Source organism: Desulforhabdus sp. TSK, assembly GCF_022836495.1.
Taxonomy (GTDB): domain Bacteria; phylum Desulfobacterota; class Syntrophobacteria; order Syntrophobacterales; family Syntrophobacteraceae; genus Desulforhabdus.
In genome coordinates, this window is sequence record NZ_BQXM01000016.1 from 71,821 (window position 1) to 95,473 (window position 23,653).

Here is a 23,653-nt window from a genome sequence, read left to right on the forward strand (position 1 = left end):
TAAAGCAACCATTCACTTTAGCAAGGAGGTATCATGGCTATCACTCTACCCGATCTGCCCTATGCGAAGAATGCTCTGGAACCCCACATCAGCGCCAGGACCCTGGAATTTCACCATGACAAGCATCACAAAGCCTATGTAGACAACGCCAACAAGCTCATCGAAGGCACCGATCTCGCCCAGTTGGACCTCGAAGCCATCATCAAAAAGGTCGCGGGGGATGCGTCCAAGGCGGGCGTCTTCAACAATGCAGCCCAGGTGTGGAACCACTCGTTCTATTGGAATTGCATGAAACCGGGCGGCGGAGGAGCTCCCACGGGAGACATCGCACAGAAGATCAACGCCGACTTTGGCAGCTACGAAAAATTTGTGGAAGAATTCAAGAATGCCGGCGTCACCCAGTTTGGAAGCGGCTGGGCGTGGCTGGTGCTGGCGGACGGCAAGCTCAAAATCGTCAAGACCCCCAACGCCGAAAACCCCATGGTGCAGGGGATGAAGCCGCTCCTGGTGGTGGATGTATGGGAGCACGCCTATTACCTGGATTACCAGAATAGAAGACCCGATTACCTCACTACTTTCGTGGATAAACTCATTTCCTGGGATTTCGTGAATTCGTGCTTGAAGTAGGCAACCCGCCTGTATGAAGGACGGGAGGATTCTGCTGAAGCGAACCGGCGGAATCCTCCGCAGGTGACTTCAGCTGGGATAGACATTTCCCGTCTCCAGGATGCACCACCCATTGCGGGTCTTTCCCAACAGCAGGTTGACCTGCCACCCCTCCCGGCAATGGTCCGTGATGTCCTTGGGGACCCTCACTTCTACGATACCCGACGAACCGGTGCCTGAAAGGAGCAGAACGCCCGGGCGGATCTTGTCGATGTTGAAGTAGTCATCCAGCTCGGAAGTCCAATACCTGGGGGCATGCTTCTGGGCGAACTCATAGAGCAGCCGCGCCAGCCTTTCGGCGGCGGGCAGTTCTCTGGCCGCCTCGGTGGCGATGCGGAATCCCCTCATGGCGTATTCTTTATCGATATATCCGCCTTCCTCCAGCCACTTGATGAGCTTCTTGGTGACGGTCCCCGTCGCCTGCAGCAGTGTTTCCGAAGCCATCACCTTGCGTATCATGAAATAATTGAGGAAATTGGAAAGGGAGGGCAGGATTTTGTCCGGCCCGAATATGACGCAGAATTCTCGATTCTTCTGAAAATACAGCTTTTCGTAAAGCGCGATATCCGATGAATTGTCCAATTCGTGATAACCGTACCCGTTCAGGCAATGTCTCAGCAGATCGATCACTTCCTCGTAGCGATGAAACGAGCGCGTTTTCAACCGTATTTGCTGGTCCATTAAAAATTCCGTAAAAATGCTCTCGATGTTCGGTTCCGCAACCGTAGGAAAATGAAGGAGCTTTTTAGTCGTTTTCATTTCTCTCACCCACAGGGTTCACATTCCAGAAACTTATTCACCCTTCTATATCCGGGTTCCGCAACGGGGACAATATTTAAATGATGGGTCCAGGGCCGATCCGCACTGAGGACAATCTCTCCTGGCGGGCTTCGGCGGAACCGATTCCCAGGGAGCATCGGGCGCGGATACGGCGCCGCATCGATCACAGATGACGACGGGCTCCCCGCGTTTGACGGGAAAAAGAGGAATGAAGAAAAGGCTCAGATAGTGGTCCACGCGCCTCAACCGCGCCTGGGCCAGCCCACAGGCGGGGCACAGACGTGCAGTCTCTTCCAGGTCCACGGTTTTCGGCTGAATTCCCCCGATAAAGAAAAACATCGCCCATCCACTCCACTGCCAGGGAACCGGGCGCGCTGCTGCCACCGCGCACAAGGCCCTGTGAAGAATGAAGTCATCGGTCGGAATACGTTTCTTTCCTGGAAGCACCGGGCAGGACCACCCGCCCCACCTTCCTCTGGCTGCTCATACGGAAGCGCTCCCAGAACTTGACTCAGCTTTATACCATACCTCATGGCGAATAGCTAAGCACAACTCTCAACTCAGGACTTCCCTGCGGTTCTGAAGGTGGGCCATTTCTTTTTCGCGATAGGCATCGAGGCTTCCACCCAGAGATTCCGCAATGATCTCCGCCACCAGCCTTGCCGAGTGGATCCTCGGAATGAAGACAAAATCCGCTCCCTGGCGATAAAGATTCAGAGCTTCCTCCAGGGCATCGGCGGCAACGATGACCCGAGCCTCCGGGCAAAGGCGCCGCGCAAGGCGCAACAGTCTCTCATTGGTCGTTCCCCGGAGAATGGAATCGGGGATGGTGCTGACAAACGTCCTGGTATGATCCACGTGTGCATGCATGAGGGTATCCACGCTGGCAATGTCCCCGTAGATGCACTTGACGTCCCGCCTGTTGAGCTCACAATGCACCTCGGGATTGAAGTCGATCACCAGCACCTTCCCGGAGAGGGGAGCCCCGTTTTCTTCCTTCATGGACTCCATCTCGTAAAAAATCGAGCTCGCCTCCTTGTAAAATCCCAGGAAAACAATCTCTTTGGACTCTTCCCCGGCCTCCCTCCCCGTGGAGGCATCCGTGTCGATATCTTTCAAGCCGAGCCGCTTCAGAAGCGGGGCGATCTGGAGCTGGATTTCGTGGTTGTATTGAATCATGTACGTTGAAGCGACGGAGGTGATGGCAAAGACAAAGGTCAAAATTCCCACCACCTGGGGGTCGATGTGATGGAATGTAAGCCCCAGGGATGCAATGACGAGGGAAAATTCGCTCATCTGGGAGAGATTGACGGCTGTGATGAGACTCGTCCGCAGGCCCTCCTTCAACACATAGAGCACGGAAAAAACGGAGAGGAATCGCGTGGCGACAAGAAAGAGCGAAGCGACGGCGGCGTGGGCCAAGAGCGAGCCCGTTGGAACGGGAATCTGAAGCCCCAGTCCGACAAAGAAAAGGGTCACGAAAAAATCCCTGATATTGGTTACCTTGGAGATCACGTCGACATTGTAAGGGAATGTGGAAAGGCTCACTCCGGCCACCAGCGCCCCCATTTCCTTGGAAAGCCCTGACTCCCCCGCGATGCCGCTGATGAGAAAGCACCAGGCGATGGCCGTGACCAGGAGGAGCTCGGGTATCTTGGCGATGAAGGAAAAGAGGTGCGACAGCAAATACCTGCTGACGGCCAGGCTCAGGAGAACGAGTCCCGCGCCTTTCACAAAGGAGAGCAGAATGATGGATACGCCCGGGCTCAGGAGGTTCGGTTGAAGGGACAAGAACAGGATCGCCCAGATGTCCTGAAAGACAAGAATCCCCAGGGTGATTTGCCCCGGGAGCGTCGAGAGCTCGAACTTGTCGTACAGGATCTTCACGACGATCATGGTGCTGCTGAGCGCCATGGCCACGGCGAGATAAAGCGCATCGAACCGGCCTCCCCCCAGGCTGAAGCCCATGAGGGCGAAAAACCCGATTCCCAGCGCCACGCAGAGAACGAACTGGGAAAGCCCCGAAACAATCAGGGTCCGCCCGGCAGAAAGGAGCTTCTTGAGATCGATCTCGAGGCCGATGATGAAGAGCAGAAGAATGAGCCCAATTTCAGAAATGAGCGTGATGCTCGCCTCGTCCTTGATGAGTCCCAGGCCGATCTTCGGCCCCAGCACGATGCCGGCCGCAAGGTAGGCCAGAATCAAGGGCTGCTTCAGAGCCCTGGCGAGCAGAGCGAAAAAAGTCGCAGCAACAATGGCAAGTCCAATACTCGATAAAAGATCAACTTCATGCATACGGGAATAGCCTTACCCCTCCTTTGGATCAGGAATCAACCCCTGGCGCCGGTCATTGGATTTTACAGGCGAGTTCTCTACCATGGGTGGTGCCCGATGTCAAAGGCGGTCCCTCATCGAGCAATACTGCTGATTTTTTTATGAAAAGCCTTGGAGAGGACATTTTCATACAAAGAAGTTACATTTCCAGGTCGCTCCATGCTCTTTGCAGGAGCGGCTTCCAGCCGCGACACCAGTCAGTCGCGGCTGGAAGCCGCTCCTACAAAAACGAAGATTTTCACCCTCAACAATTATAACTCAACAACATTGCCCTCATCGGGTGGCATCCTTGAGGGCACGCACGGCGTCTCCCACTTTCCCGGCCACCTGGGGGTCGTTTAGGTGACTTTCGATGATCCGCTCGAAGGCGCTGCCCACCACGATGCCGTCGGCCAGGGCCCCGATGGCCCTTACCTGTTCCGGCGTGGAAATGCCGAAGCCCACACAGATGGGCATCCCGTGGCAGCGTTCCCTGAGGGTCTCCGTCACCTGGGAAATCTCCTTCAAGTCCAATCCGCCGCTTCCCGTGACTCCCGTCATGGAAACCAGGTACAGAAATCCGGAGGCTCCCTCGGCCACGGCGGACATGCGGTCCGGAGGCGTCGTGGGGGCGACCAGGCGAATGAGGTTCAAGTCCTTTCCCACCCACTGGGAAGTCATTTCCTCCGATTCTTCGGGCGGCAGGTCCACCACCAGCGCTCCGTCCGCCCCTGCAGCGACGGCATCCCCATAGAAGCGGGCCGCCCCATAGGCAAGGATGGGATTGTAATAGCTGAAAAGCACGATGGGGATATCCGTTTTGTGGCGAATCTTCCGCGTCATCTCCAGCACTGTTTCAAGATAGGCTCCCGCCTGGAGTGCCCGGCCCGAAGACCTTTGAATGACCGGCCCATCGGCGGTGGGATCGGAGAAGGGCACGCCCAGCTCCAAAATATCCAAACCCTCGCGGCACATGGCTTCAATGATTTCCAGGGATGTCTCCACGGAAGGGTCCCCTGCGCTCACGAAGCCCACCAGGGCCTTTTCTCCCTTCCGGCGCAATGTTTCGAAAGTATTCTTTATACGGTTCACGACGTTTCCTCTCACTTCAGGGTAGTGCCTTCATATGCTCCGAAACAATCCCCAAATCCTTGTCTCCCCGCCCCGACAGACACACCATCAGGATATCCCTGGCGGGACGTCGAGCGGCTTCGATCATGGCCTGGGCAAGCGCGTGGGAGCTTTCCAGGGCCGGGATGATCCCTTCCATGGCGCAGAGCTCGTGGAACGCATGCAGGGCCTGCTGGTCCGTCACCGCTTCGTAGCGGGCGCGCATGGATTCCTTCAAATACGAATGCTCCGGCCCTACTCCGGGGTAATCCAGGCCGGCTGAAATGGAATGGGCCTCCTGGATCTGGCCGTGCTCATCCTGCAGCACATACGATTTGGACCCGTGCAGCACCCCCACCGTCCCCGCACCCAGCGTAGCCGCATGCTTGCCGGTGGAGATCCCCAAACCGGCGGCTTCCGCGCCGACGATTTCCACGGGATCCTCGAGGAAGGGGTAGAAGAGCCCCATGGCATTGCTGCCTCCGCCGACGCACGCCACAAGCATTTCGGGCAGGCGCCCCTCGGCCGCGAGGATCTGTTCCCTGGCCTCATCCCCGATGACGCGCTGAAAATCCCTCACCATCTTGGGATAGGGATGGGGCCCCGCCACGGAACCGATGACGTAGAAGGTGTCCCGCACCGCCCCGACCCAGTAGCGCATGGCTTCGTTCATGGCGTCCTTGAGGGTCCCCGTGCCCGAGGAAACCGATTCCACCTCGGCGCCCAGGAGCCGCATACGCTGGACGTTGGCGGCCTGGCGGCGGATGTCCTCCTCCCCCATGAAAATCCGGCATTCCATGCCGAAAAGAGCCGCGGCTGTCGCCGTGGCCACGCCATGCTGTCCAGCGCCCGTCTCGGCGATCACCTTCTGCTTTCCCATCCACCGTGCCAGGAGCACCTGACCCAGCGTGTTGTTGATTTTATGCGCACCGGTGTGGGCCAGATCTTCCCGCTTGAGATAAATCATTGCCCCGCCGATCTTGGCGCTCAACCGCCTGGCCGCAAAGAGGGGGGTCGGACGCCCGGCATAGTGTTGCAGCAGCTCCCGCAGCTCTTGCTGAAAAGCCGGCTGCGGGCTCATGGTTGTATAGGCGGCTTCCAGCTCCAGCAGCGCGGGCATGAGGGTCTCGCCCACATAACGCCCTCCGAAAATGCCAAAATGCCCCCTGCTATCGGGAGCTCCCGCAATTCCTTGAAACGAAGCACTCTGTCCCGCTCCGTGTGCTGATGTGTTCATCGATCGATCCTCCTCGGCCTGCCGGCCAAATCTGTAACCTCCGCATCCCGTGGGGATGTGCTGTGAACGATTGTATGGCTGATCTCTGTAGGAGTGGCTTCCAGCCACGACAAAAATGGCTTCCTCCCGAGACGGTCGCGGCTGGAAGCCGCTCCTACAAGGTCATCAAGAAGAAGGTCATCAAGGAGCCAGAGTCTCATCCACTGAAGCTAGGAAACCCCGGTTCATTCAAAAATCCTTCGCAATCTTCTGGAGCAACGGGTCTGCGTCACGGCTCCCAGAAAGCGCTTCACCTTGTCGAGGTCTTTTCTTCCCGGAACAGCCTCCACCCCCGAGCTGACATCCACCGCATCGGGAGAAGCCGCGGCAATGGCCTGAATGACGTTTTCAGGATTCAGACCTCCGGCCAGAAGGGTTGGATAGTGAGACGAAAAATCCAGGGTAGCCCCCCAATCCCACTGTTGCGCGTTTCCCCCGGGGAGAACGCCTCCTGCACATTCCACGAGATACGCCGAAGCGCCGAAGGATGCCGCTTGAGACAGGGACGGCTCTCGATTCACGTACACCGCTTTGACGACCGTCAGCCCTTCGTGCAGGAGCCGGTGCACCAGCTCGGGGGTTTCCCGGCCGTGCAGCTGCACTCCCCGCAGACCGCAACGGTCGACTCTCTCCATGATGGCCGCAAAGCCTTCGTTCACAAAGACGCCCACCCCCGTGACCCCCGCCGGGAGGGCCCTGCAGATGGCCCGGGCTTCCTCGTCCGTCACGAAGCGCGGACTTGGGGGGTAAAAGACACAACCAACGGCGCTGGCTCCCCCTTCCACACAGGCAAGAGCCTCCTCCACGCGCTTCAGTCCGCAGATCTTTACCTGTGGCGTCCTATCCTTCTCCATAAACGCTTTCTCCGACTCCTCCAAACCTTCTTCCATCTCACCGCCCCAGGAGATGCCTCAGAACAGGCTCCGGATCGGCCGCCTTCACCAGGCTCTCTCCAATGAGAAAATTGAAGATCCCCGCTCCTTGAAGCGCCTCGATCTGGGCCCGGGTGTGGATTCCGCTCTCCGCCACCGCCACTTGACCGGGCTCGAGCAAGCGAGCGAGCTGCACGGAAGTCTGGATGTCCGTCTGGAATGTGCGGAGGTCCCGGTTGTTGATGCCCACCAATTGAGCCCCGGCGGCCGTGGCCGTCTCCAGCTCCTCCCGGGAATGCACCTCCACGAGGGCGTCCAGCCCCAGCTCCCGGGCAAGCTCGATGCCGGCTTTGAGGAATTCCGGCGAGAGGGCCCGCACGATGAGAAGCACGGCATCGGCTCCCCAGGCTGCGGCTTCGTAGATCTGGTAGGTGGAAACCACAAAGTCCTTCCGCAGCACCGGCAGGTCCACCACCCCTCGAACCGCTTTCAGGTCCTGGGGGCTGCCCATGAAAAACGTTTTATCCGTCAGCACGGAAATGGCTGCCGCCCCCGCCCGCTCGTAAGACCGCCCGTAGGCCTGGGGATCCAGGTCCGCACGCATAGCCCCGCGGGAGGGAGACCCCCGCTTGATTTCAGCGATTATATTCGTTCCGAAGGGTCCCGGGGCGGAGAGCTTTTCCAGGAACGAATGCCGCACCCTCGGATTCCGTGCCTCTTTCCTGAGCTGCACCTCAGGCACCGCCCTTCGGGCCGCTTCCACTTCCTCTTGCTTCTTCTGGAGGATACTGGTCAAAATATCCTGTGACATGGCGATTTCGCTCTCCGCATTTCAAGTCAGGGGCATCCCTCGGGAAGCCTCATCAAAAAATCCCCTCACGATGCCGAATGCTCAACCATTTTCACGCGTATAGCGCACAAGGCCTTCCAGCTTGGCGGCTGCGGAACCGTCGTCGATGGCTGCTTCCGCCTTGCGGATGCCCTCGGGAAAGTCCTCGGCCACACCCGCCGCCATGAGGGCCGCGGCAGCATTGACGACCACCACATCCCGCTTGGGCCCTTTTTCCCCGGCGAGAATCCGTTGGGTTATTTGCGCGTTTTCAGCCGCCTCTCCTCCTCTCAATTCCTCCGGAAGAGCCTGCCTCACCAGGAGCTGATCCGGGGTCACATCGTAGGTGCGGATCATGCCGTCCTTGAGCTCGGAGATCCGCGTCGGAGCGCACACGGTGATTTCATCCAGTCCGTCATGCCCATGCACGACAAATGCCCGCCGGGTCCCCAGCAGGCGCAGGGCCTGGGCGAACATTTCCGTCAGGGCGGGAGCGTAAACCCCCACGAGCACGCAGTTCGCTCCCGCTGGATTGGTGAGGGGTCCGAGCATATTGAAAATGGAGCGCACGGCCACCTCTTTGCGAGCCTTGGCGGCATACCGCAAGGCCCCGTGAAAAACGGGGGCGAAGAGAAAGCCGATGCCGACATGCTCGATGGCTTCCTCCACAACCTCCGGCGCCACATCCAGGCGAACCCCGAGGGCTTCCAGGACGTCGGCGCTCCCGCACTTGCTGGATACGGAACGATTGCCGTGCTTGGCCACCGTCACGCCGCAGCCGGCCACCACAAATGCCGACGTCGTGGAAATATTGAAGGTTTGGGCCTTGTCCCCGCCCGTCCCCACCGTGTCCACGACCGTGTCGGCCGTCGTCTGGATCCGAATGGCCTTGCGACGCATGGCGCGGGCCGCTCCCGTCAGCTCGGCGAAGGTCTCCCCCTTGGTGGTCAGAGCGCCGATGAGGGCACCGATCTGAGCGTCCGTGCAGTTGCCGGACATGATTTCCGTCATGAGGTCGGCCATTTCGGTTTCATCCAGGTCTTGTCTCTTGATGATTTTTTGCAGGCTGTCCTGAAACATGGCAATTCTTCCCCTTATTTTGATTTCTTTTTCAGCGCCCGTCAGCGCCCGTCAGCGCCATCAGCGTCCCATTCTTTTTCTAAACCCTGGTCTTGTTGAGGAAATTACGCAGGAGCCGTTTGCCCGCCGGAGTCATGATGGATTCGGGGTGAAACTGAATCCCCTCCGTGGGATGCTCCCGGTGGCGAATGCCCATGACCTCGCCGTCTTCGGATTCCGCCGTCACCTGGAGGCAATCGGGCAAGCCCTCCCGGGAGACGGCCAGGGAATGATAGCGCATGGCCTGAAAGGGACTGGCAATGCCCTGGTAGATTTCCTTGCCGTCCGCCTGGACCATGGAGACCTTCCCGTGCATGAGCTCCCTGGCCCGCACCACCTGCCCGCCGAATGCCGCAGCGATGGCCTGGTGTCCGAGGCAGACCCCCAGGAGGGGAACCTTCCCCGAAAATTCCCGGACGAGGGGAACGGAAATGCCCGCCCCCTCAGGACGGCACGGCCCGGGTGAAATGACGATTCCCCGGGGACTCATGGAACGTATTTCCTCCACGGAAATCTTGTCGTTGCGATACACTTGCACGTCTGCACCCAGCATCAACAGATATTGCACCAGGTTGTAGGTAAACGAGTCGTAGTTATCGAGCATGACGATCATGGGTTCCTCCCTTCAGATCCCTTATGCAGGCTCTTTTGGCATCTCAGTGAGCCCGCGGCCTGCATTGCCCCTATTTGTTCCTGCAAATCAGCTCCAGGGCCCGCTGAATGGCCATCGCCTTGTTCAACGTCTCCTGGCGCTCCCGCTCCGGGATCGAATCGGCCACGATGCCGGCGCCCGCCCGCACCGTGAGCCGGCCATCCTGGATGCACGCCGTGCGGATGGTGATGGCCAGATCCATGTTGCCGGTAAACGAGACGTAACCGATGGCCCCGCCGTAGGGTCCCCGGGGCTCCTTTTCCAGCTCGGCGATGATTTCCATGGCCCGCACTTTGGGGGCCCCTGAAAGAGTGCCCGCCGGAAAGGTCGCCTTGAGCAGATCCCAGGCATCGGAGCCCGTCTGCAGGTCGCAGACGATGTTGGACACCAGGTGCATCACGTGGGAATAGCGCTCCACCACCATGAGGTCCGTCACCTGGACGGTGCCCACCTCGGCCACACGCCCCAGGTCGTTGCGCCCCAGGTCCACGAGCATGAGGTGCTCCGCCCGTTCCTTGGGGTCCTGCAGGAGCTCGTCCGCCAGGTAGCGGTCCTTCTGTTCCGTCTGCCCGCGGGGCCGGGTGCCGGCGATGGGGCGCAGGGTGGCCACGCCGTTTTCCAGCCGCACCATGGTTTCCGGCGAAGACCCCACCAGGACGGAGTCTCCGAAGTGCAGAAAATACATGTAGGGAGACGGGTTGACGTAGCGCTGCGCCCGGTAGAGCAGCCACGGGTCGGGCGCGGGACAGCAGACGAAAGACTGGGAAAGCACCGCCTGAATGATATCGCCGTCGGCGATGTATTCCTTGATGCGGCTCACCTGGCCACGGAAGGCTTCCGGGTCCAGCTGGGCTTCCAGCTTCAAGGGGCAGTTCGCACTTGCCCGCTCCTCGGGCAGAGGGTTCCGCAGGAGCGCCTGCATGCCGTCGATGGTCTCGAGAGCGGCGTCATAGGCCGCTCCGGGGTCTTGGCCTTCGATCATGGCATAGGCCACGAGGGAAAGGGTGTGGCGGATGTTGTCGAAGATGAACAGCTGGTCCGGGATCACGAAATGAGCCAGCAGAGTCTCCCCTGAACATTGGTTGGGGATGGCTTCGAAAAACGAAACGGATTCATAGGTCAGAAAGCCCACCATCCCCCCCCAGAATCGGGGGAGTCCCGGCAGGGAAATGGGCCGGTAAACGGCCATGAGGGAACGGAGCACCGCCAGGGGATCCCCGTCGTGCGCCATTTCACGCTGCACGCCCCCCTCCTCCACCACGACCTTTTCACGATAGACCTGCACCGTGCAACGGGATGAGAGCCCGAGGAAACTGTACCGCCCCCACCGCTCGCCGCCTTCCACACTTTCCAGGAGGAAAATCGGACCCTTGCCGTCGTAGATCTTGGCCAGGGCCGAGAGAGGGGTTTCCGTATCCGCCAGGATATCCAGGCACACGGGAATGAGGTTCCCCCGTTCAGCCAATTCCAGAAATTCTTTTTTTTCGGGAAACAATTTCAGTTTCATGGGGTCTCTGCCTTTGACGGTTATGGCCATTGCCTGGGGGCTGTATCAGTCCTGGCTTTTCAGCGGATGAAAGATCTCGAAAATGGGCTCGATCTGCTGCATCAGGCTGCCGAACTGCTCGGGATAGAGGGACTGGGCCCCGTCGCTCAGGGCCTTATCGGGCTCGTGGTGGACTTCCACCATGAGTCCGTGGCAGCCGACGGCTACGGCGGCACGACTGAGGGGGATGACCTGGTCGCGGCGCCCGGCGGCATGGCTCGGGTCCACGATGATGGGCAGATGGCTCTCTTTGCGCACCACGGGAATGGCGGAAAGGTCCAGGGTGTTCCGGCTGTGGTGAGCGAAAGTCCGCACCCCGCGCTCGCAGAGGATCACCTGGGTATTTCCCCCTTCCATGATGTATTCGGCTGCCATCAGCCACTCTTCGATAGTGGCGGACATCCCCCGCTTGAGAACGACGGGCTTCCGAGCGCGGCCGGCCCTTCGGAGCAGGGTGAAATTCTGCATGTTGCGGGTGCCGATCTGAATGACATCCGCGTACTCCTCCACCATATCGAAAACATCATGGTCCATGGCTTCCGTCACGACGGGCAGGCCTGTTTCCTCCCGGACCTTGCTCAGGATCTTCAGACCTTCTTCCCCAAGGCCCTGGAAGGCGTAGGGCGAGGTACGGGGTTTGAAGGCGCCGCCGCGGAAAAGCTGTGCCCCGGCCTGCTTGACCTTGCGGGCGATGGTCAGGGCCTGCTCTTCGCTCTCGATGGCGCAGGGACCGGCAATGATAACCATGTGCCCGTTGCCGATCTTCACACCGCCCACCTCGATGACGGAATCCTCCGGCTGCGACTCACGGCTCACCAGTTTATACGGATGGGTGACAGGGATGACTTCCTTCACCCCGGGCATGCCGAGGAATGGCCCGGCTTCCACCGCTCCCGGGTTGTGCAGGACACAGATGGCCACTCTTTCGCCGCCCGGCATGGGCCGCGCCGTGTAGCCCCTGGATTCGATCACCGCCACCACCGCTTCGATCTCCGAAGGTGAAGCCTTTTGATTCATGACGATCAGCATCTTCTTGACTCCCTGTAGAAAGGTCTTGGACATTCCGCCAATGCGTTTCGGGCTCCCCGTCCAACCCCATCCCGTCGACCTGCCATCAGGCAAAAAAAAGAGGGGATTGTCGGAAGCTCCCACAATCCCCTCAGGTAAAACAAAAAGGACTGTGAGCCGGTGCGGCCCACAGTCCCTATGATCTATTCATTCAGCTGATGCTTCGATCACGCTAGATCTTGGCGGCGCACACCTCCGTGCCGGAATTACGCCACCAGCGCCAAGAACAGGTTTTCGAAATAAAGCATTCAGACATCTAAATCCCCTGGTTTCTGTTGAAAAATGTAGAGCGACTGTAACCAGATCAACGAAGTGTTGTCAAGAGATTTTTTCATTTCATTGGGAAGTCGGAAGTTCGGAGTAACAAGGGAGCTCATCCTGTCGCCGCCGGGCAATTGAGTCTGCCCGGACCGCGACGAAAATCTGACGATTTGAAAGGCCTGGTAAACAAAAGTGCCGCTATGCTATAGCCTCCAAGCCCTTTTTTCGCACCAGTGACAGCAGCTTAAGAGAAGCCCCGCGCGGCTGCTTTTCGCCTCGCTCCCATTGGCTCACCAAGCCGACGGTTACGTTTAGATATTTTGCGAATACCGCTTGACTGACCCCTGCTCTTTTCCTGACTTCCGCTATCTCTTTGGCCGAAAGTTTTTCCACGGTCGTCAGGCACGATACATCGAAATCGCGCATCGTTTTTGTGTCAATCAATCCGATGTGATGCAACCCCAGTGCTGTTTCGTGCAACGCTTCCAAGGCATCACTCTGATATTTCTTCGCCATTGTAATTCACCTCTTCCAACTCCCCTTCGCTCAGTGCTTTGGCTATGCTCGCAGCACTGAAGCTGAGGTATATCTGAGCCAGCTTTTGGTAGGCATCCAATTCCGCCGCATTAAGATTGGCTTTGGCACTCTTCGGAAAGCCGTACACGAACACCGCCCGCTCACCCACACGGAAGACGATGATCGTTCTGTAGCCACCTCTCTTGCCTTCCCCTGGCCGGGCCACGCGCTTCTTGATGAGGCCTTTGCCCAAGTCCCCATCATTCATGCCTTTTTCTGCCTCTCGTACGGCGTCAATTAGTTTATTGTCGCTGATGTCCTCTTTTCGTGCAAAGCGAGCAAACCACTTCGTTTTGAATACCCGCACATCCCCCCCTGATCCCAATTGAAGCATATTCTAACACTTAGTGTTATAAATTCAATAGGGGTGCCTCTTGTGGTCCCAACATTTTTATTATCAGCCGCCAACTGTAACAAGACATGTTCAAGCGCCGAGGCTTAATACTACAACGAGAGTTCTTGCGTAGGGTGGGCTTTGCCCACCGCTCTGCGCCGAAAGCATTGGTTGGTGGGCAAAGGCCCACCCTGCGCGGGAGAGCAATGTCTCGGTGGCATGTTAATTGAGAGGCACAAATGTTGCTCGGTCCATAGAACGAACCGGAGCTCCGGAAATTGATTGCTGAACGGAATTCCTTCAGAAAGGCTGTTCCTGACCAAGACATTCGTTTAAAAAGGCTGAAATTTAAATGAAAAAATATTCGCTGGCGTCAGTAGAAGGCTTCACCCTGGTGGAGCTCATGATCGTCGTCGCCATCACGGGCATATTGGCGGCTGTCGCCATCCCCGCCTACATCAATTACGTCAACCGGGTCAAGCAGAGCGAGGCGGCCAGCCAGCTCCTGACGGCAAGGATCGAGATGGAGGAATTCTATCTCGACAACAACCGCTATGCCGGAACCATCGGATGCCTGCCGACCTTCAGCTCCAGCTCCACCTGCCTCTCCTCGTGCGGCGCTTGCTCCGAAACTTCGCACCAGCTCAAATACTACGGCTTTACAGTAGAGGCCGCGAGCACCAACAACTACAGAATCGCGGCCACACGCAAGATCTACTCATACGCTCAGACAGACAAGCTGATCATCAGCGCCAGCACCCAAAGTCCGAAAGTCTTGAATGAAGACGCACTCAAATTTTCCGTCTACAAATGGCTGTTCGACTGATAGAGATACGGTTCAATGGGCAGCCAGGATGCGAACGCGCCCGAATTTCAATAAGCTCCTGCAAAGGGAGCAAACTATAATATAGCGTTATTTTTAAAGAATAATCAAAACACGAGATACACATATGGTTTAAGAGCCTCATAGCAACATGTCAATAGAATGGCAGGAAGTCAAATGTCCAACATCCAGGTTGCCATGAACATATCAGCGTAATTTATCAGTCCGCAAGCAAAGGAGTCGTCTCCATGCGCACCACCAGGGTACCCCCCAAACCCAATTGGATAAGGAGAGAAACGTTGCACTTCCCCCCTTTGGTAAAGGGGGGCCAGGGGGGATTTTCATTGGCGGCGCTCGGCGAGATCATGCTCATTACTGGTAAAACACTTTTTACCTTGCTGATTGTACTGGCAATGATGACATCCCCATCCCACGCCTTTACCTCACAAAAACTTGGTAACCGAAGCAGCACAAGGCCTGCCGGTTCTCCTGCCACGCCTGCAGCACAACCGGACATTGTAGTCATGAACATCATTCTCGATCGGATTCAGGACGGGCATGTCTATTCCCAAGATGGCAGAAGGTTCCAGATCACTCGCGGAACCAAACTCATCGATAATAGAAACAGTGGAATCAAAATCAGAACGGCGGAGCTTTTTTTCGTGGGTGGGACGCTTTCAACCGTCATCGTAAGGTAGAGCCACTTTCTGCTTCATTATAAACGGAAAATAAGCGGTAATGATTGAGGGACGCAGTTATGAAAAAAAGCACATTCTACCTTTGCATATTGGCTTTATGGCTTCCCTGCATAAGCAATGCAGCTGACATCACAGTGAATTCTCCGAAAGGCGGGGAGAATTGGCTGGCCGGTACCACGCAAACGATTACGTGGACCTATACTGGCACTGATCCCGTGAAAATAGAGCTTCTCAAGGGGGGCACAACGGTTCTCACTCTGGCTGCAAAGACACCCAATTCGGGTTCTTTCGCTTGGCCCATTATATCAAACCAGACAACAGGCAATGATTATAAAATTAGAATATCGAGGGCAGAGGGTTCCCCCCCTATTGACGGCTCAAGTGACGCTTATTTTTCCATTACGTGCCACTGCAACAATCCAGCGTTCCTATCGAACGATGTCAAGCCCAATATTCTCATCATTCTGGACAATTCCAACAGTATGGATGAGGACTTTTCCGGCGGTGCGGTAGGCTCCTATTCCCCTGCCAGCAAGTCGGTCATTGCAAGGAAAGCTCTTCAGGAGATTGTAGACCAGTTAAAGGATAAGCTCAGAATAGGGCTCATCACCTATAATGTTCCAAGCGCGACATCATACGAACTTCATAATGCATTGTATTTTGCTTCTTACAATCCCGAATCCTATTGCCCTGACGCACCTGCCGCATGCGTCGAGTTTTGCAAAACAGGAGACAGCACAAATGAAGAAGTTTGTAGAACGTCATGCCAGCAGCGGAATCCAAAGTTTAATACCCGTTATTTTGACGAGATCATAGACCCTAAAACAGACAGCGACAGCGTAAAAAAAAACAAGTATTGTTCCCTTATCTATCCGAAAACACAAATGAAACCTAATCAAACGGATACAACGGATCCCCCGGGTTTCATTTATACCAAACATGCATATCCTTTTTACGATACCACAGACCAAGGAGTAGGTTTTTTTTACTCTCCGGACTATAGCGTCAGTGAAGGAACGCATGACAAGTACACGCGCTACGGCGCCAAAAAAGGAACTGAAGACACCGAGACAGGATATTTATTTCCATACCCTGGGGAATATACCATAAGCCATCCCACTGATACGGATTCTGCTCTTGGTTACCAAGACTATGGTCAAAGAGTATCCTGGTACCATGTGGGCAAGACATGGTTCAACAGCGGCTCGCTGGGTGGGGGTTACCTTCACGTTCCCATTGACGACCTCTCCACAGTATCGGGAGAAACAACTACCAACACTAGTACCTATACCTCGTTGATGGAGAAACTCAACCCTAAAGAAAATGATGCTGCAGGCTACATGTCCTGCAGCGAATCAAAAAACAAAAACCAATGTCAGGATACCGCTGGGAAATTTTACATCATCAATGCAGGCCTGACCCCGACCGCAGGTACCCTTCAAAACGCCATCGATTATTTCAAAGGGACCCTGGAGGGCTTTTCCTCGCCGATTCAGGTGAGATGCCAGAAAAACTATGTTATCTATGTGACAGATGGCCTGCCAAGTGTCAGTGAAACGGGGACGCCTGGCAGTGCAGATGAGCTAATGCCTGATGTACTGGAAAAATTAGGAACCTTGCAAGATATCAAAAAGAAATTCCCGGACCCCAAGCACCCCAACAACTCCAACTTCGACATAGAATACACCTTCAATATCAACACCTACATTTTGGGCATCGGCCTATCCAGTGAGGCAAAAACAAAACTCGACACCATGGCTGTCGAGGGCGGCACAGCCGTCAACGGGGATGCATATTATGCGGACGAGCCTACTAAGCTGGCAGAGACTTTAAGCAATATCTTCAGTGACATCCTCACACAAACATCTTCCGGCACGTCCGTATCCATCTTATCGGAAAAGGCTCAACAAGGAGCCAACATGATGCAGGCGGTATTCTATCCCTCCAAAAAGTTCGGGGATGCGGATCAGGAAACCTGGTTGAGCTGGACCGGTTATCTGTATGATTATTGGTTTTATATTTCCAAAACGGAATCTAACCTGAGAGAAGACAGTAATAAGAATGCTATTCTCGATCTCGACACCGATTACGGACTTTCATACAGCTTCGATACCGCAACAGAACAGCTTTCATTACAGCGATTGCTGGATGTCAATGGCGATGGCTCGTTTGACGATGCAACAAACTATGGAAGCCCAATCCCGCTGGAAAATGTAGCTGCACTATGGGAAGCGGGCGATCTTCTTTCAAAAACCTCTCCAGACTCCAGAACAATTTATACGGTTGGGCAACCGACCCAGAATTCCACGGAACAACTGGTTAAATTCAAACCCAGCGAGCTTGCAGCCTTCAAGAGCAATCTGGGTAACCCTACCACCTTTTCAAACTGTCTGCGGGGAGCTAACGATGATGAAACCGCAGCCAACCTCGTGAACTATGTCCGGGGCACGGATATCACCGGATGCCGCGGCAGAACTTTCACGATTACAGAAGAGGGAGTGTCCAAAACACGCACCTGGAAACTGGGAGATATCGCTTACTCCACCCCGACAGTGGAGAGCGACTATCGGTACTGCTATAATGAGAATGCTCAAAAGTTCGACATTCCCCCTACCCTCTGTACAACGTCAGCTCAGTGCAATGGTCTGATTTGCAAGAAGAAAGAGAGTGTCGTCTTTGTGGGGTCCAATGACGGAATGCTGCATGCCTTCAAAACTGGAGTGCTGAGCCGGACCGGCTTAACAGGGAAACAGGTGACCAAGCTCGAGGGTACGGAACTGGGCGAGGAACTCTGGGCGTTTATTCCAAAAAATGTCCTTCCCTATCTGAGGTGCCTCGGCAATCCAGGCTATTGTCATTTGAATTACGTCGATTTGTCTCCCTATCTCGTCAACATGGGAGGGAAAAGAATCCTGATTGGCGGAATGCGACTGGGAGGAGCCGGTTGCGATGCCACCAATCTCTCCGCCATCAAGACTGGAGCGCCGTCAGACACCTGCAGCCAACCCTTCTCTTGTACAAATCTGGATTCTTGCTACAACCCGAGCATGTGCATAGGACTCTCTTCATACTTCGCGCTGGACGTTACTGACGCAGAAGCGCCTCAACTCCTGTGGGAGTTTACCCATCCCAAACTCGGTTACAGTTATTCCGGTCCCGCCGTGATTCATCGCAAGGTCAAACCCTCTTCCGCGGAGCCTGTAGAAAAACATTTTGTCATGTTCCTATCGGGTCCGACCAACAGAAACGGCTCTTCCAATCAGAACGTTCATGCTTTCGTCCTCTCTTTGGATGAGCAGCTCAAAATCCAGTCGACCAATGGTTTATATGTCAAGGATCTAGGCGAGACCTTCAAGAATGGATTCGGAGGGAGACTTTTCAGCGACGGCTTCGATGTGGATGAAGACGGATTCACCGATTTTGTGCTTTTTGGGTACAGCAGCTCTAATAGCGGAAAGATCGACGAGTGGAGCGGAGGTGTCGTCAAACTCTGGACGGGAGATGCCAATACGGCGGACAATACTACAGAGCCAAGAAGCTGGGAATTCGCGCTACAAAATCTTAATTTGAATCAACCCGTGACAGCCAAGGTGGAACTCATGAAATGCTTCAATCAGTGGTTCTTGTATGCAGGCACGGGAAGATATTTTTTTAAGAATGATCAATATGACGCAAATACTTCAGATTTAATTTTGGGCGTGCCATTCCTCTGTACGGCAAAAAATAATTGCTCTACAGGTACAATAAACTTCAGTCACACAAGTGCCGAGCTCTGCGGAGACCTCAGCACTCATGCCAAACAAATGGCATGGCGCTGGGAGCTTGAACGGCCTGCCGACACCCTGTTTTACAAGGAAAGATCCATCACTGACCCCACCAAATCGAGCCAGAACATGGTATTCTTTACCACCACTGAACCAACGTCCGATGTTTGCGGTTTTGGTGGCCAGTCACGCGTCTGGGGTCTGAACTGTGCGACGGGGAATTCAATTCTGGATGCGTCCTGCCCCGATTACACTGTAAAAAATCCTACAGGAGGAATTTATCTGCAAACATCTACTGGTGTGATCACCAGGATCAACATTGATTCTAGCAACACCAATGAAAATAATTTCAATCAAAATGATGGGAAATCCACCGATTGGATTCCTGGAATCCCGCCGGAAAGCTCCCCCCCTTTCGTGCCTCCCTATGCCCCAAAAACCGGGAAGGTTCTTCTCTGGATGGAAAAATGAACAAGCATTGCGGTTTCTCTCTCGTCGAAGCGATGGTTGTGCTGGTGATTTTTGCTCTCATTATCACCTTCGGCATCCCTGCCTTTTCCTCATGGAATAAGAGGCACGGGGTGGAAGGACAAATATCAAAACTTTACAGTGACCTGCAGTTCATTCGTATGAAAGCTTACAGTAAGGTAGCTTGTGGAATCGACTGGGGAGACTCGAACTCCTTCAATAAATACAGCATAAAATCAGACTGTAACGATAAGACTGATGAGGAGTGTAACAATGGGGACTTTGCCGACCCATCCGACGAAATAGAACTGGTCAATTTAGAATATACCATCACCGCCAAGTTTAGCACGGGCAACAATATCCGCTTTGATGGCAGAGGATATCCCTCGAAACTTGGGAGCTTTTACATTGCGGCGCCGTCCAATGCGGCGAACAATTGCGTTAAAGTTTCTGAAACAAGAATTCTCATGGGGAAATGGGATGCATCAGCCGAAAAGTGTGTCATTGACAGTAAATGATGGTGGATTTACGCTGATAGAGGTTCTTGTAGCGATGGTGATCCTGCTGTTAGGGCTGTTGGGCTCTATATTTGGAGTCATGACGGCAATGAACTACAACTTGGAAAATTCCCTACGAAATGAAGCTATAATTATCGCACAGGAGCAACTGGAAAAAGCCAGGAACATGAAATATGCCGACATTGAATCGGCCAATTTTCCCTCCGAAGTTCAGAGACAAGTCAGAAAAGCACTGAGATCTTTTCAGGTGAATACAACCGTAACAACCGACACGAACTTGAAGCGTATCAAAATTCTCGTGCAGTGGACATCCCGAAAAAGGCTTCACAAATACAGTGCGGAAACAATGGTGAGAGAACTCATATGAATTCTCAAAAGGGTATGACGCTCGTTGAAATAATGGTGACGCTTGTTGTCCTTTTGATCGTCATCGGAGGGGCAGGTGCCGCATATTTGAAACTCTTGAAAGGGTTCAAATCTGAGAGCAAGATTGCTGAAAGTTACATGGGGAACCTAACCGCACGAGAGCTTTTGCGCTACGACATTGAAATGGCCGGGTTTGGCCTGCCAAGCAATCTAAACGGAATTACCTACTATGAGGCGGTCTCAGATGAAAATGTGACACCCAATCCAACATCCTTCAACGAGCCCTCAAATACGGTTCCACGGCCGCTCGTTTTTGGAAACAATGGAGCTACAAATAACAATAGCTCTGATGTGTTAGTGATCAAATCAACAGTAGCAAACCTCAATAAGGCAACCAGGAAATGGTCTACACTTTATTATGACGGTATAAAATGGAAGGTCAAACGGTGGCAAGTGAGCGATCAAGATTTCAGTAATCCCGACAGGGTCATCGTGATGGATACTTCCCGAAAATTGCTGCTAAAAAGTGGTTCATGGTACTTTACCTTCAAGTCAGATTACTATTCAGATGCTTCGGAGCTAGCTACTCCCACAAGTACGGGTGAGCTCGGTCTCGTCCATGGAATCAACTCTGACTCGGACCTGACGAAGAATCCTCGTATGCCCTTCAATCGAGTGGATTATTACCTCAAAAGACCTGTCGATAACTTCCCGAGCAGGTGTTATCCAGAAAGCTACATTCTATATCGGAGCACAATTAACCATGGTGACGGTAAACGAAACGATGAACCTCTGATGGATTGCGTCATGGACTTTCAGGTCATTTTTGGTCTGGCTGACAACACATGGACGAACAGCCTGGCTTCCCTGTCGGCAAACGACATAAGACAACAGGTTCGTCAGGTGAATATTGCCATCCTGTATCACGAGGGAAAGCAAGAGGATAGTTTCTACTTTCCCGGCAGCTTGTCTTTGGAGGATGATCCTGCTAAAGCAACCGTGAAGACCTTTACACCTTCAAATCTGGGTGAGGCCGTTCATTATCGATGGGAAGTCCTCAAAATGGCCATCAAACCTATGAATTTGACGGATTAAAAATGAGATACAAAATCCTCAACGACGAACGAGGCATCGCCCTCATCACCACTCTCCTGATGGTAGTCATTGGTTTCGCCGTCGTAGTCATTTTGCTTCTCCTGGTCACTCAGGGTGTAAAGGTCACCGGTATTGAGCAACGTTATGCTGGCTCCCTGGAAGCTGCAAAAGGGGGGACGGATCTTATCATCAACACTATCAAGAATGCGGCGCTATCCGACCCAACTGATCCACTGGTTCTTCCCACCTTTGTCGAAAACTTAAATTTAGAAAGCGGCGAACCGTGTATAAAGGAGAAGCTGGCAAAAGCCACTTCCGCATCACCAAAGGTAAATTGGCCCCATTGCTCAGACTACGCGGCAACATCGGATCCCACACAGAACCCAGACCTGATTTTCGATCTCAGCTCTCACCATCTACATATCAAGATTATTGATACGCGTGACACAACTTCTGCTTATATCTACACAATTAAAATCCGAGCTGAAGAAGCTGACGCCATGGGACACGCTGAAATCTCAGTACTGTATCAACAAGAAAGATGATAGCTCTGCCACTTTTCACACCCGCCCAGAAGAGACCACAGCAGCTCAGTGCGAAAAACCACCTGGGTGACAACTATCCTGACACAGAGGGATGAGGTGCTTTAGATCGCTCATGAGCTCATCGTCTATAATGGGGACGATGCGAAGTTTATCGCCCTTGCCCCGGACTTTTACGCGCTGTCAGGCCAATCCCTTATAGCGCCGCACATGAAGAGCCTTCCATGCCAAAAGCGGTTGTTTTTGAATACGCTCTTGCAGGACCGGATCGGAGGTGAGTAGCGTCGCATCGACAACGCCTTTCTCCAGCAACAGGTCCAGAAAGGCACCTTCATTATCCGCCAGAGGGAGCACTGCGGAAAGCCCTTTGCGGCAGTCCTTCACCAGGCGCGCTCCATATTCTGTTGGCTTTGATTCGACCTCCGGCGCCTGGACACGCAGCACGGGCATCAGTTGTCTGGCCAGCTCCGCCGGGTCGAAGTCGACCGCATCGACCGAAATGGTCCTCCAGTCGATGCGGTTCATCGCGCCATAGACCACGAATCCGATGCGGAGTCGATCCCGTTCAAGGTTTTCCATCCTGAAAATCCCCTGGCTGTCGAACAAGTCTCTCGCCTGTTTGCGCGACAGCATGGCAACGAGCTTCCCTGCCGCCAATTCATGGTGGTCCAGCACGGGAATCCCAGTGGCCCGCCAGCCACCCACACGTTGAGAGTCGCGCAGGGTAAGCGGCCACAAAGGAATCCGGAACATGAAATTGAGATCCACCTCAAGATTGCCGGTTCGGCCGGGGGCACTTCCATAGCGCAACGCCCACTTGCCTCCGGCGTGATCTTCAGGCATCCTCCTGACCGTGAAGCCCTCCCGTGCGAAGACCGCCTGAACGGCCCGCTCGATATTGGGCCGTTCGGCGACCATGGTTTCACGAGTCTCGGCTCCCACGTAGTTCAGATCGATGTCCACAGAGAGTCGTGGGACGTGGAAGATGAAAAGGTTTAAGGCCGTTCCGCCCTTGAGCGCCAACTTCCCCTTGAGAAACGGATGGCTCTGAATGGCATCGAGCAGGCCAAGCAGGTGTCCAACTTTTTCGAGCACATTTGGTCTGAAGCCGGTTGCCGCCGCTTGAGCGGTCAGGATCTCGGCAGAGATTCTCACAGGACATCCCCCCACGCCCGGTCAAGGACCTCCGTGGGGATCACCAGATTCCACTTTGATACGAGGCGACCGGACTCTCGCCGGGTCCGATCCAAATAATGCGGTTGCCGCGGCCGCAGGCTGTGAAGGGGGGTGAGGTGACGGTCCTCAACCATCAACGGTTCTCTGTGTTGATCCAGAAAAAAGCCAACCTTCGCCGCCGTGGTCGCGTTTCGAAGCAGGAGGGCATATTCAACGACCTTATCAAGATCAAAGAATTCGATGGAACCCAGCGACCTCCAGATCTCCTCCCAACCACCTGAAAGGTCCGGGCGGTCCAATAGGTCTACCAGGGTCCGCTCCAAACTGGTAACCCTCACTTTCATGCTGACCTGCTCAGCGGTTGAGACGCCGAAATTCTCCTTCCCAACCCGGCTGAGCGCTTTCGGGAATCTGACGCCTCGGAAAAGATTGAAGCGGAATCGAAACGGGCGCAACGGACGGGATGCCAAATAGGTGAAGTCTTCCTGGACCGAATACGCCCGACCATGGAATTCAAGGGCGGTATGGTATGCTAAGACCGCATCTTCAGTGAGCTTCGAGGCGACAAGAAAAGGATCGACCGGATAGGAATCCGGGGTGGCCCCTGTCGGGACGACGGCGTACAATCCGCGCCGCACTCGAACGATCCGCCCGGTCTTTTTGTAGTAGGCCAAAAGGGCCTCCCGCGCCCTCGGGCCGCCTCCTCCACGGACCGACTGATGCTGTGCAAACTCCTCTATGGTAAAAACCGGGTGATTCTGGAAAAATCCAGTGTGCTTCACCATCGCCTCCTTGACATCC

Annotated in this window: 23 protein-coding genes; 8 read left to right on the top strand and 15 right to left on the bottom strand. The window is 54.7% G+C overall.

The window, feature by feature from the left end; genetic code table 11:
• The first annotated feature begins 33 nt into the window (after positions 1-33).
• Positions 34-627 (top strand): superoxide dismutase, encoded by a 594-nt coding sequence (locus MWC30_RS11250; RefSeq protein ID WP_244084275.1) that lies wholly within the window; start codon positions 34-36, stop codon positions 625-627.
• A 69-nt stretch (positions 628-696) separates the two neighbouring features.
• On the opposite strand, the gene MWC30_RS11255 is transcribed toward MWC30_RS11250, so the two are convergent.
• The 13 genes from MWC30_RS11255 to MWC30_RS11315 form a co-directional block, all read right to left on the bottom strand.
• Positions 697-1,347: a hypothetical protein gene (locus tag MWC30_RS11255; protein ID WP_244084276.1), complete on the bottom strand. Its 651-nt coding sequence runs from the start codon at positions 1,345-1,347 to the stop codon at positions 697-699.
• A 123-nt stretch (positions 1,348-1,470) separates the two neighbouring features.
• Positions 1,471-1,785, bottom strand: a complete 315-nt coding sequence (locus MWC30_RS11260; protein ID WP_244084277.1) for a zinc ribbon domain-containing protein — start codon at positions 1,783-1,785, stop codon at positions 1,471-1,473.
• 216 nt (positions 1,786-2,001) lie between these two features.
• Positions 2,002-3,741 (bottom strand): cation:proton antiporter, encoded by a 1,740-nt coding sequence (locus tag MWC30_RS11265; RefSeq protein ID WP_244084278.1) that lies wholly within the window; start codon positions 3,739-3,741, stop codon positions 2,002-2,004.
• A 312-nt stretch (positions 3,742-4,053) separates the two neighbouring features.
• Complete coding sequence (gene trpA, locus MWC30_RS11270; RefSeq protein ID WP_244084279.1) at positions 4,054-4,851, bottom strand: tryptophan synthase subunit alpha; 798 nt, start codon at positions 4,849-4,851, stop codon at positions 4,054-4,056.
• A gap of 16 nt (positions 4,852-4,867) precedes the next feature.
• On the bottom strand, positions 4,868-6,106 hold the full coding sequence (gene trpB, locus MWC30_RS11275) for a tryptophan synthase subunit beta (RefSeq protein WP_244084280.1): 1,239 nt from the start codon (positions 6,104-6,106) through the stop codon (positions 4,868-4,870).
• Positions 6,107-6,330: 224 nt separating this feature from the next.
• Positions 6,331-6,999 carry a phosphoribosylanthranilate isomerase gene (locus MWC30_RS11280; RefSeq protein ID WP_244084281.1) on the bottom strand — a complete coding sequence of 223 codons (669 nt, stop codon included), beginning with the start codon at positions 6,997-6,999 and terminating at the stop codon, positions 6,331-6,333.
• Between the two features lie 37 nt (positions 7,000-7,036).
• Positions 7,037-7,828 (bottom strand): indole-3-glycerol phosphate synthase TrpC, encoded by a 792-nt coding sequence (gene trpC / locus MWC30_RS11285; protein ID WP_244084282.1) that lies wholly within the window; start codon positions 7,826-7,828, stop codon positions 7,037-7,039.
• Between the two features lie 81 nt (positions 7,829-7,909).
• Complete coding sequence (gene trpD, locus MWC30_RS11290) at positions 7,910-8,926, bottom strand: anthranilate phosphoribosyltransferase (RefSeq protein ID WP_244084283.1); 1,017 nt, start codon at positions 8,924-8,926, stop codon at positions 7,910-7,912.
• A 79-nt stretch (positions 8,927-9,005) separates the two neighbouring features.
• The gene (locus MWC30_RS11295; RefSeq protein WP_244084284.1) at positions 9,006-9,578 is read right to left on the bottom strand and encodes an aminodeoxychorismate/anthranilate synthase component II; all 573 of its coding nucleotides are present in this window, start codon (positions 9,576-9,578) and stop codon (positions 9,006-9,008) included.
• Between the two features lie 70 nt (positions 9,579-9,648).
• Positions 9,649-11,124 carry an anthranilate synthase component I family protein gene (locus MWC30_RS11300; protein ID WP_244084285.1) on the bottom strand — a complete coding sequence of 492 codons (1,476 nt, stop codon included), beginning with the start codon at positions 11,122-11,124 and terminating at the stop codon, positions 9,649-9,651.
• Positions 11,125-11,169: 45 nt separating this feature from the next.
• Positions 11,170-12,192 carry a 3-deoxy-7-phosphoheptulonate synthase gene (aroF, locus tag MWC30_RS11305; protein ID WP_244084286.1) on the bottom strand — a complete coding sequence of 341 codons (1,023 nt, stop codon included), beginning with the start codon at positions 12,190-12,192 and terminating at the stop codon, positions 11,170-11,172.
• 498 nt (positions 12,193-12,690) lie between these two features.
• Complete coding sequence (locus MWC30_RS11310; protein ID WP_244084287.1) at positions 12,691-13,008, bottom strand: DNA-binding transcriptional regulator; 318 nt, start codon at positions 13,006-13,008, stop codon at positions 12,691-12,693.
• Positions 12,986-13,375 (bottom strand): type II toxin-antitoxin system RelE/ParE family toxin, encoded by a 390-nt coding sequence (locus tag MWC30_RS11315; protein WP_244084288.1) that lies wholly within the window; start codon positions 13,373-13,375, stop codon positions 12,986-12,988. The genes MWC30_RS11310 and MWC30_RS11315 overlap by 23 nt, the downstream gene beginning before the upstream one ends.
• Positions 13,376-13,754: 379 nt before the next feature.
• On the opposite strand from MWC30_RS11315, the gene MWC30_RS11325 reads away from it, so the two are divergent.
• The 7 genes from MWC30_RS11325 (at position 13,755) to MWC30_RS11355 (ending at position 21,679) form a co-directional block, all read left to right on the top strand.
• Positions 13,755-14,228, top strand: a complete 474-nt coding sequence (locus tag MWC30_RS11325; RefSeq protein ID WP_269467786.1) for a type IV pilin protein — start codon at positions 13,755-13,757, stop codon at positions 14,226-14,228.
• A 245-nt stretch (positions 14,229-14,473) separates the two neighbouring features.
• Positions 14,474-14,923: a hypothetical protein gene (locus tag MWC30_RS11330; RefSeq protein ID WP_244084289.1), complete on the top strand. Its 450-nt coding sequence runs from the start codon at positions 14,474-14,476 to the stop codon at positions 14,921-14,923.
• A 59-nt stretch (positions 14,924-14,982) separates the two neighbouring features.
• A complete protein-coding gene (locus tag MWC30_RS11335) occupies positions 14,983-19,158 on the top strand; it encodes a pilus assembly protein (RefSeq protein ID WP_244084290.1) in 4,176 nt (1,391 codons plus the stop codon).
• On the top strand, positions 19,155-19,673 hold the full coding sequence (locus MWC30_RS11340) for a prepilin-type N-terminal cleavage/methylation domain-containing protein (RefSeq protein WP_244084291.1): 519 nt from the start codon (positions 19,155-19,157) through the stop codon (positions 19,671-19,673). Before MWC30_RS11335 ends, MWC30_RS11340 begins: the two co-directional genes overlap by 4 nt.
• On the top strand, positions 19,636-20,040 hold the full coding sequence (locus MWC30_RS11345; protein WP_244084292.1) for a prepilin-type N-terminal cleavage/methylation domain-containing protein: 405 nt from the start codon (positions 19,636-19,638) through the stop codon (positions 20,038-20,040). Before MWC30_RS11340 ends, MWC30_RS11345 begins: the two co-directional genes overlap by 38 nt.
• A complete protein-coding gene (locus MWC30_RS11350) occupies positions 20,037-21,134 on the top strand; it encodes a PilW family protein (RefSeq protein ID WP_244084293.1) in 1,098 nt (365 codons plus the stop codon). Before MWC30_RS11345 ends, MWC30_RS11350 begins: the two co-directional genes overlap by 4 nt.
• A gap of 2 nt (positions 21,135-21,136) precedes the next feature.
• Positions 21,137-21,679, top strand: a complete 543-nt coding sequence (locus tag MWC30_RS11355; RefSeq protein ID WP_244084294.1) for a hypothetical protein — start codon at positions 21,137-21,139, stop codon at positions 21,677-21,679.
• Between the two features lie 180 nt (positions 21,680-21,859).
• Here the strand turns inward: MWC30_RS11355 and MWC30_RS11360 are convergent, their stop codons facing one another.
• Complete coding sequence (locus MWC30_RS11360; protein WP_244084295.1) at positions 21,860-22,831, bottom strand: nucleotidyl transferase AbiEii/AbiGii toxin family protein; 972 nt, start codon at positions 22,829-22,831, stop codon at positions 21,860-21,862.
• Complete coding sequence (locus tag MWC30_RS11365) at positions 22,828-23,637, bottom strand: hypothetical protein (protein WP_244084296.1); 810 nt, start codon at positions 23,635-23,637, stop codon at positions 22,828-22,830. Before MWC30_RS11365 ends, MWC30_RS11360 begins: the two co-directional genes overlap by 4 nt.
• Between the last annotated feature and the right edge of the window lie 16 nt (positions 23,638-23,653).

What these genes read in the sequence shown, in the direction of transcription:
- MWC30_RS11250 (WP_244084275.1), top strand. Translation starts at nt 34, where the DNA reads ATGGCTATCACTCTACCCGATCTGCCCTATGCGAAGAATGCTCTGGAA.
- MWC30_RS11255 (WP_244084276.1), bottom strand. Translation starts at nt 1,347, where the DNA reads ATGGACCAGCAAATACGGTTGAAAACGCGCTCGTTTCATCGCTACGAG.
- MWC30_RS11260 (WP_244084277.1), bottom strand. Translation starts at nt 1,785, where the DNA reads ATGTTTTTCTTTATCGGGGGAATTCAGCCGAAAACCGTGGACCTGGAA.
- MWC30_RS11265 (WP_244084278.1), bottom strand. Translation starts at nt 3,741, where the DNA reads ATGCATGAAGTTGATCTTTTATCGAGTATTGGACTTGCCATTGTTGCT.
- trpB (WP_244084280.1), bottom strand. Translation starts at nt 6,106, where the DNA reads ATGAACACATCAGCACACGGAGCGGGACAGAGTGCTTCGTTTCAAGGA.
- MWC30_RS11280 (WP_244084281.1), bottom strand. Translation starts at nt 6,999, where the DNA reads ATGGAGAAGGATAGGACGCCACAGGTAAAGATCTGCGGACTGAAGCGC.
- trpC (WP_244084282.1), bottom strand. Translation starts at nt 7,828, where the DNA reads ATGTCACAGGATATTTTGACCAGTATCCTCCAGAAGAAGCAAGAGGAA.
- trpD (WP_244084283.1), bottom strand. Translation starts at nt 8,926, where the DNA reads ATGTTTCAGGACAGCCTGCAAAAAATCATCAAGAGACAAGACCTGGAT.
- MWC30_RS11295 (WP_244084284.1), bottom strand. Translation starts at nt 9,578, where the DNA reads ATGATCGTCATGCTCGATAACTACGACTCGTTTACCTACAACCTGGTG.
- MWC30_RS11300 (WP_244084285.1), bottom strand. Translation starts at nt 11,124, where the DNA reads ATGAAACTGAAATTGTTTCCCGAAAAAAAAGAATTTCTGGAATTGGCT.
- aroF (WP_244084286.1), bottom strand. Translation starts at nt 12,192, where the DNA reads ATGCTGATCGTCATGAATCAAAAGGCTTCACCTTCGGAGATCGAAGCG.
- MWC30_RS11310 (WP_244084287.1), bottom strand. Translation starts at nt 13,008, where the DNA reads ATGGCGAAGAAATATCAGAGTGATGCCTTGGAAGCGTTGCACGAAACA.
- MWC30_RS11325 (WP_269467786.1), top strand. Translation starts at nt 13,755, where the DNA reads ATGAAAAAATATTCGCTGGCGTCAGTAGAAGGCTTCACCCTGGTGGAG.
- MWC30_RS11330 (WP_244084289.1), top strand. Translation starts at nt 14,474, where the DNA reads ATGCGCACCACCAGGGTACCCCCCAAACCCAATTGGATAAGGAGAGAA.
- MWC30_RS11335 (WP_244084290.1), top strand. Translation starts at nt 14,983, where the DNA reads ATGAAAAAAAGCACATTCTACCTTTGCATATTGGCTTTATGGCTTCCC.
- MWC30_RS11340 (WP_244084291.1), top strand. Translation starts at nt 19,155, where the DNA reads ATGAACAAGCATTGCGGTTTCTCTCTCGTCGAAGCGATGGTTGTGCTG.
- MWC30_RS11345 (WP_244084292.1), top strand. Translation starts at nt 19,636, where the DNA reads ATGCATCAGCCGAAAAGTGTGTCATTGACAGTAAATGATGGTGGATTT.
- MWC30_RS11350 (WP_244084293.1), top strand. Translation starts at nt 20,037, where the DNA reads ATGAATTCTCAAAAGGGTATGACGCTCGTTGAAATAATGGTGACGCTT.
- MWC30_RS11355 (WP_244084294.1), top strand. Translation starts at nt 21,137, where the DNA reads ATGAGATACAAAATCCTCAACGACGAACGAGGCATCGCCCTCATCACC.
- MWC30_RS11365 (WP_244084296.1), bottom strand. Translation starts at nt 23,637, where the DNA reads ATGGTGAAGCACACTGGATTTTTCCAGAATCACCCGGTTTTTACCATA.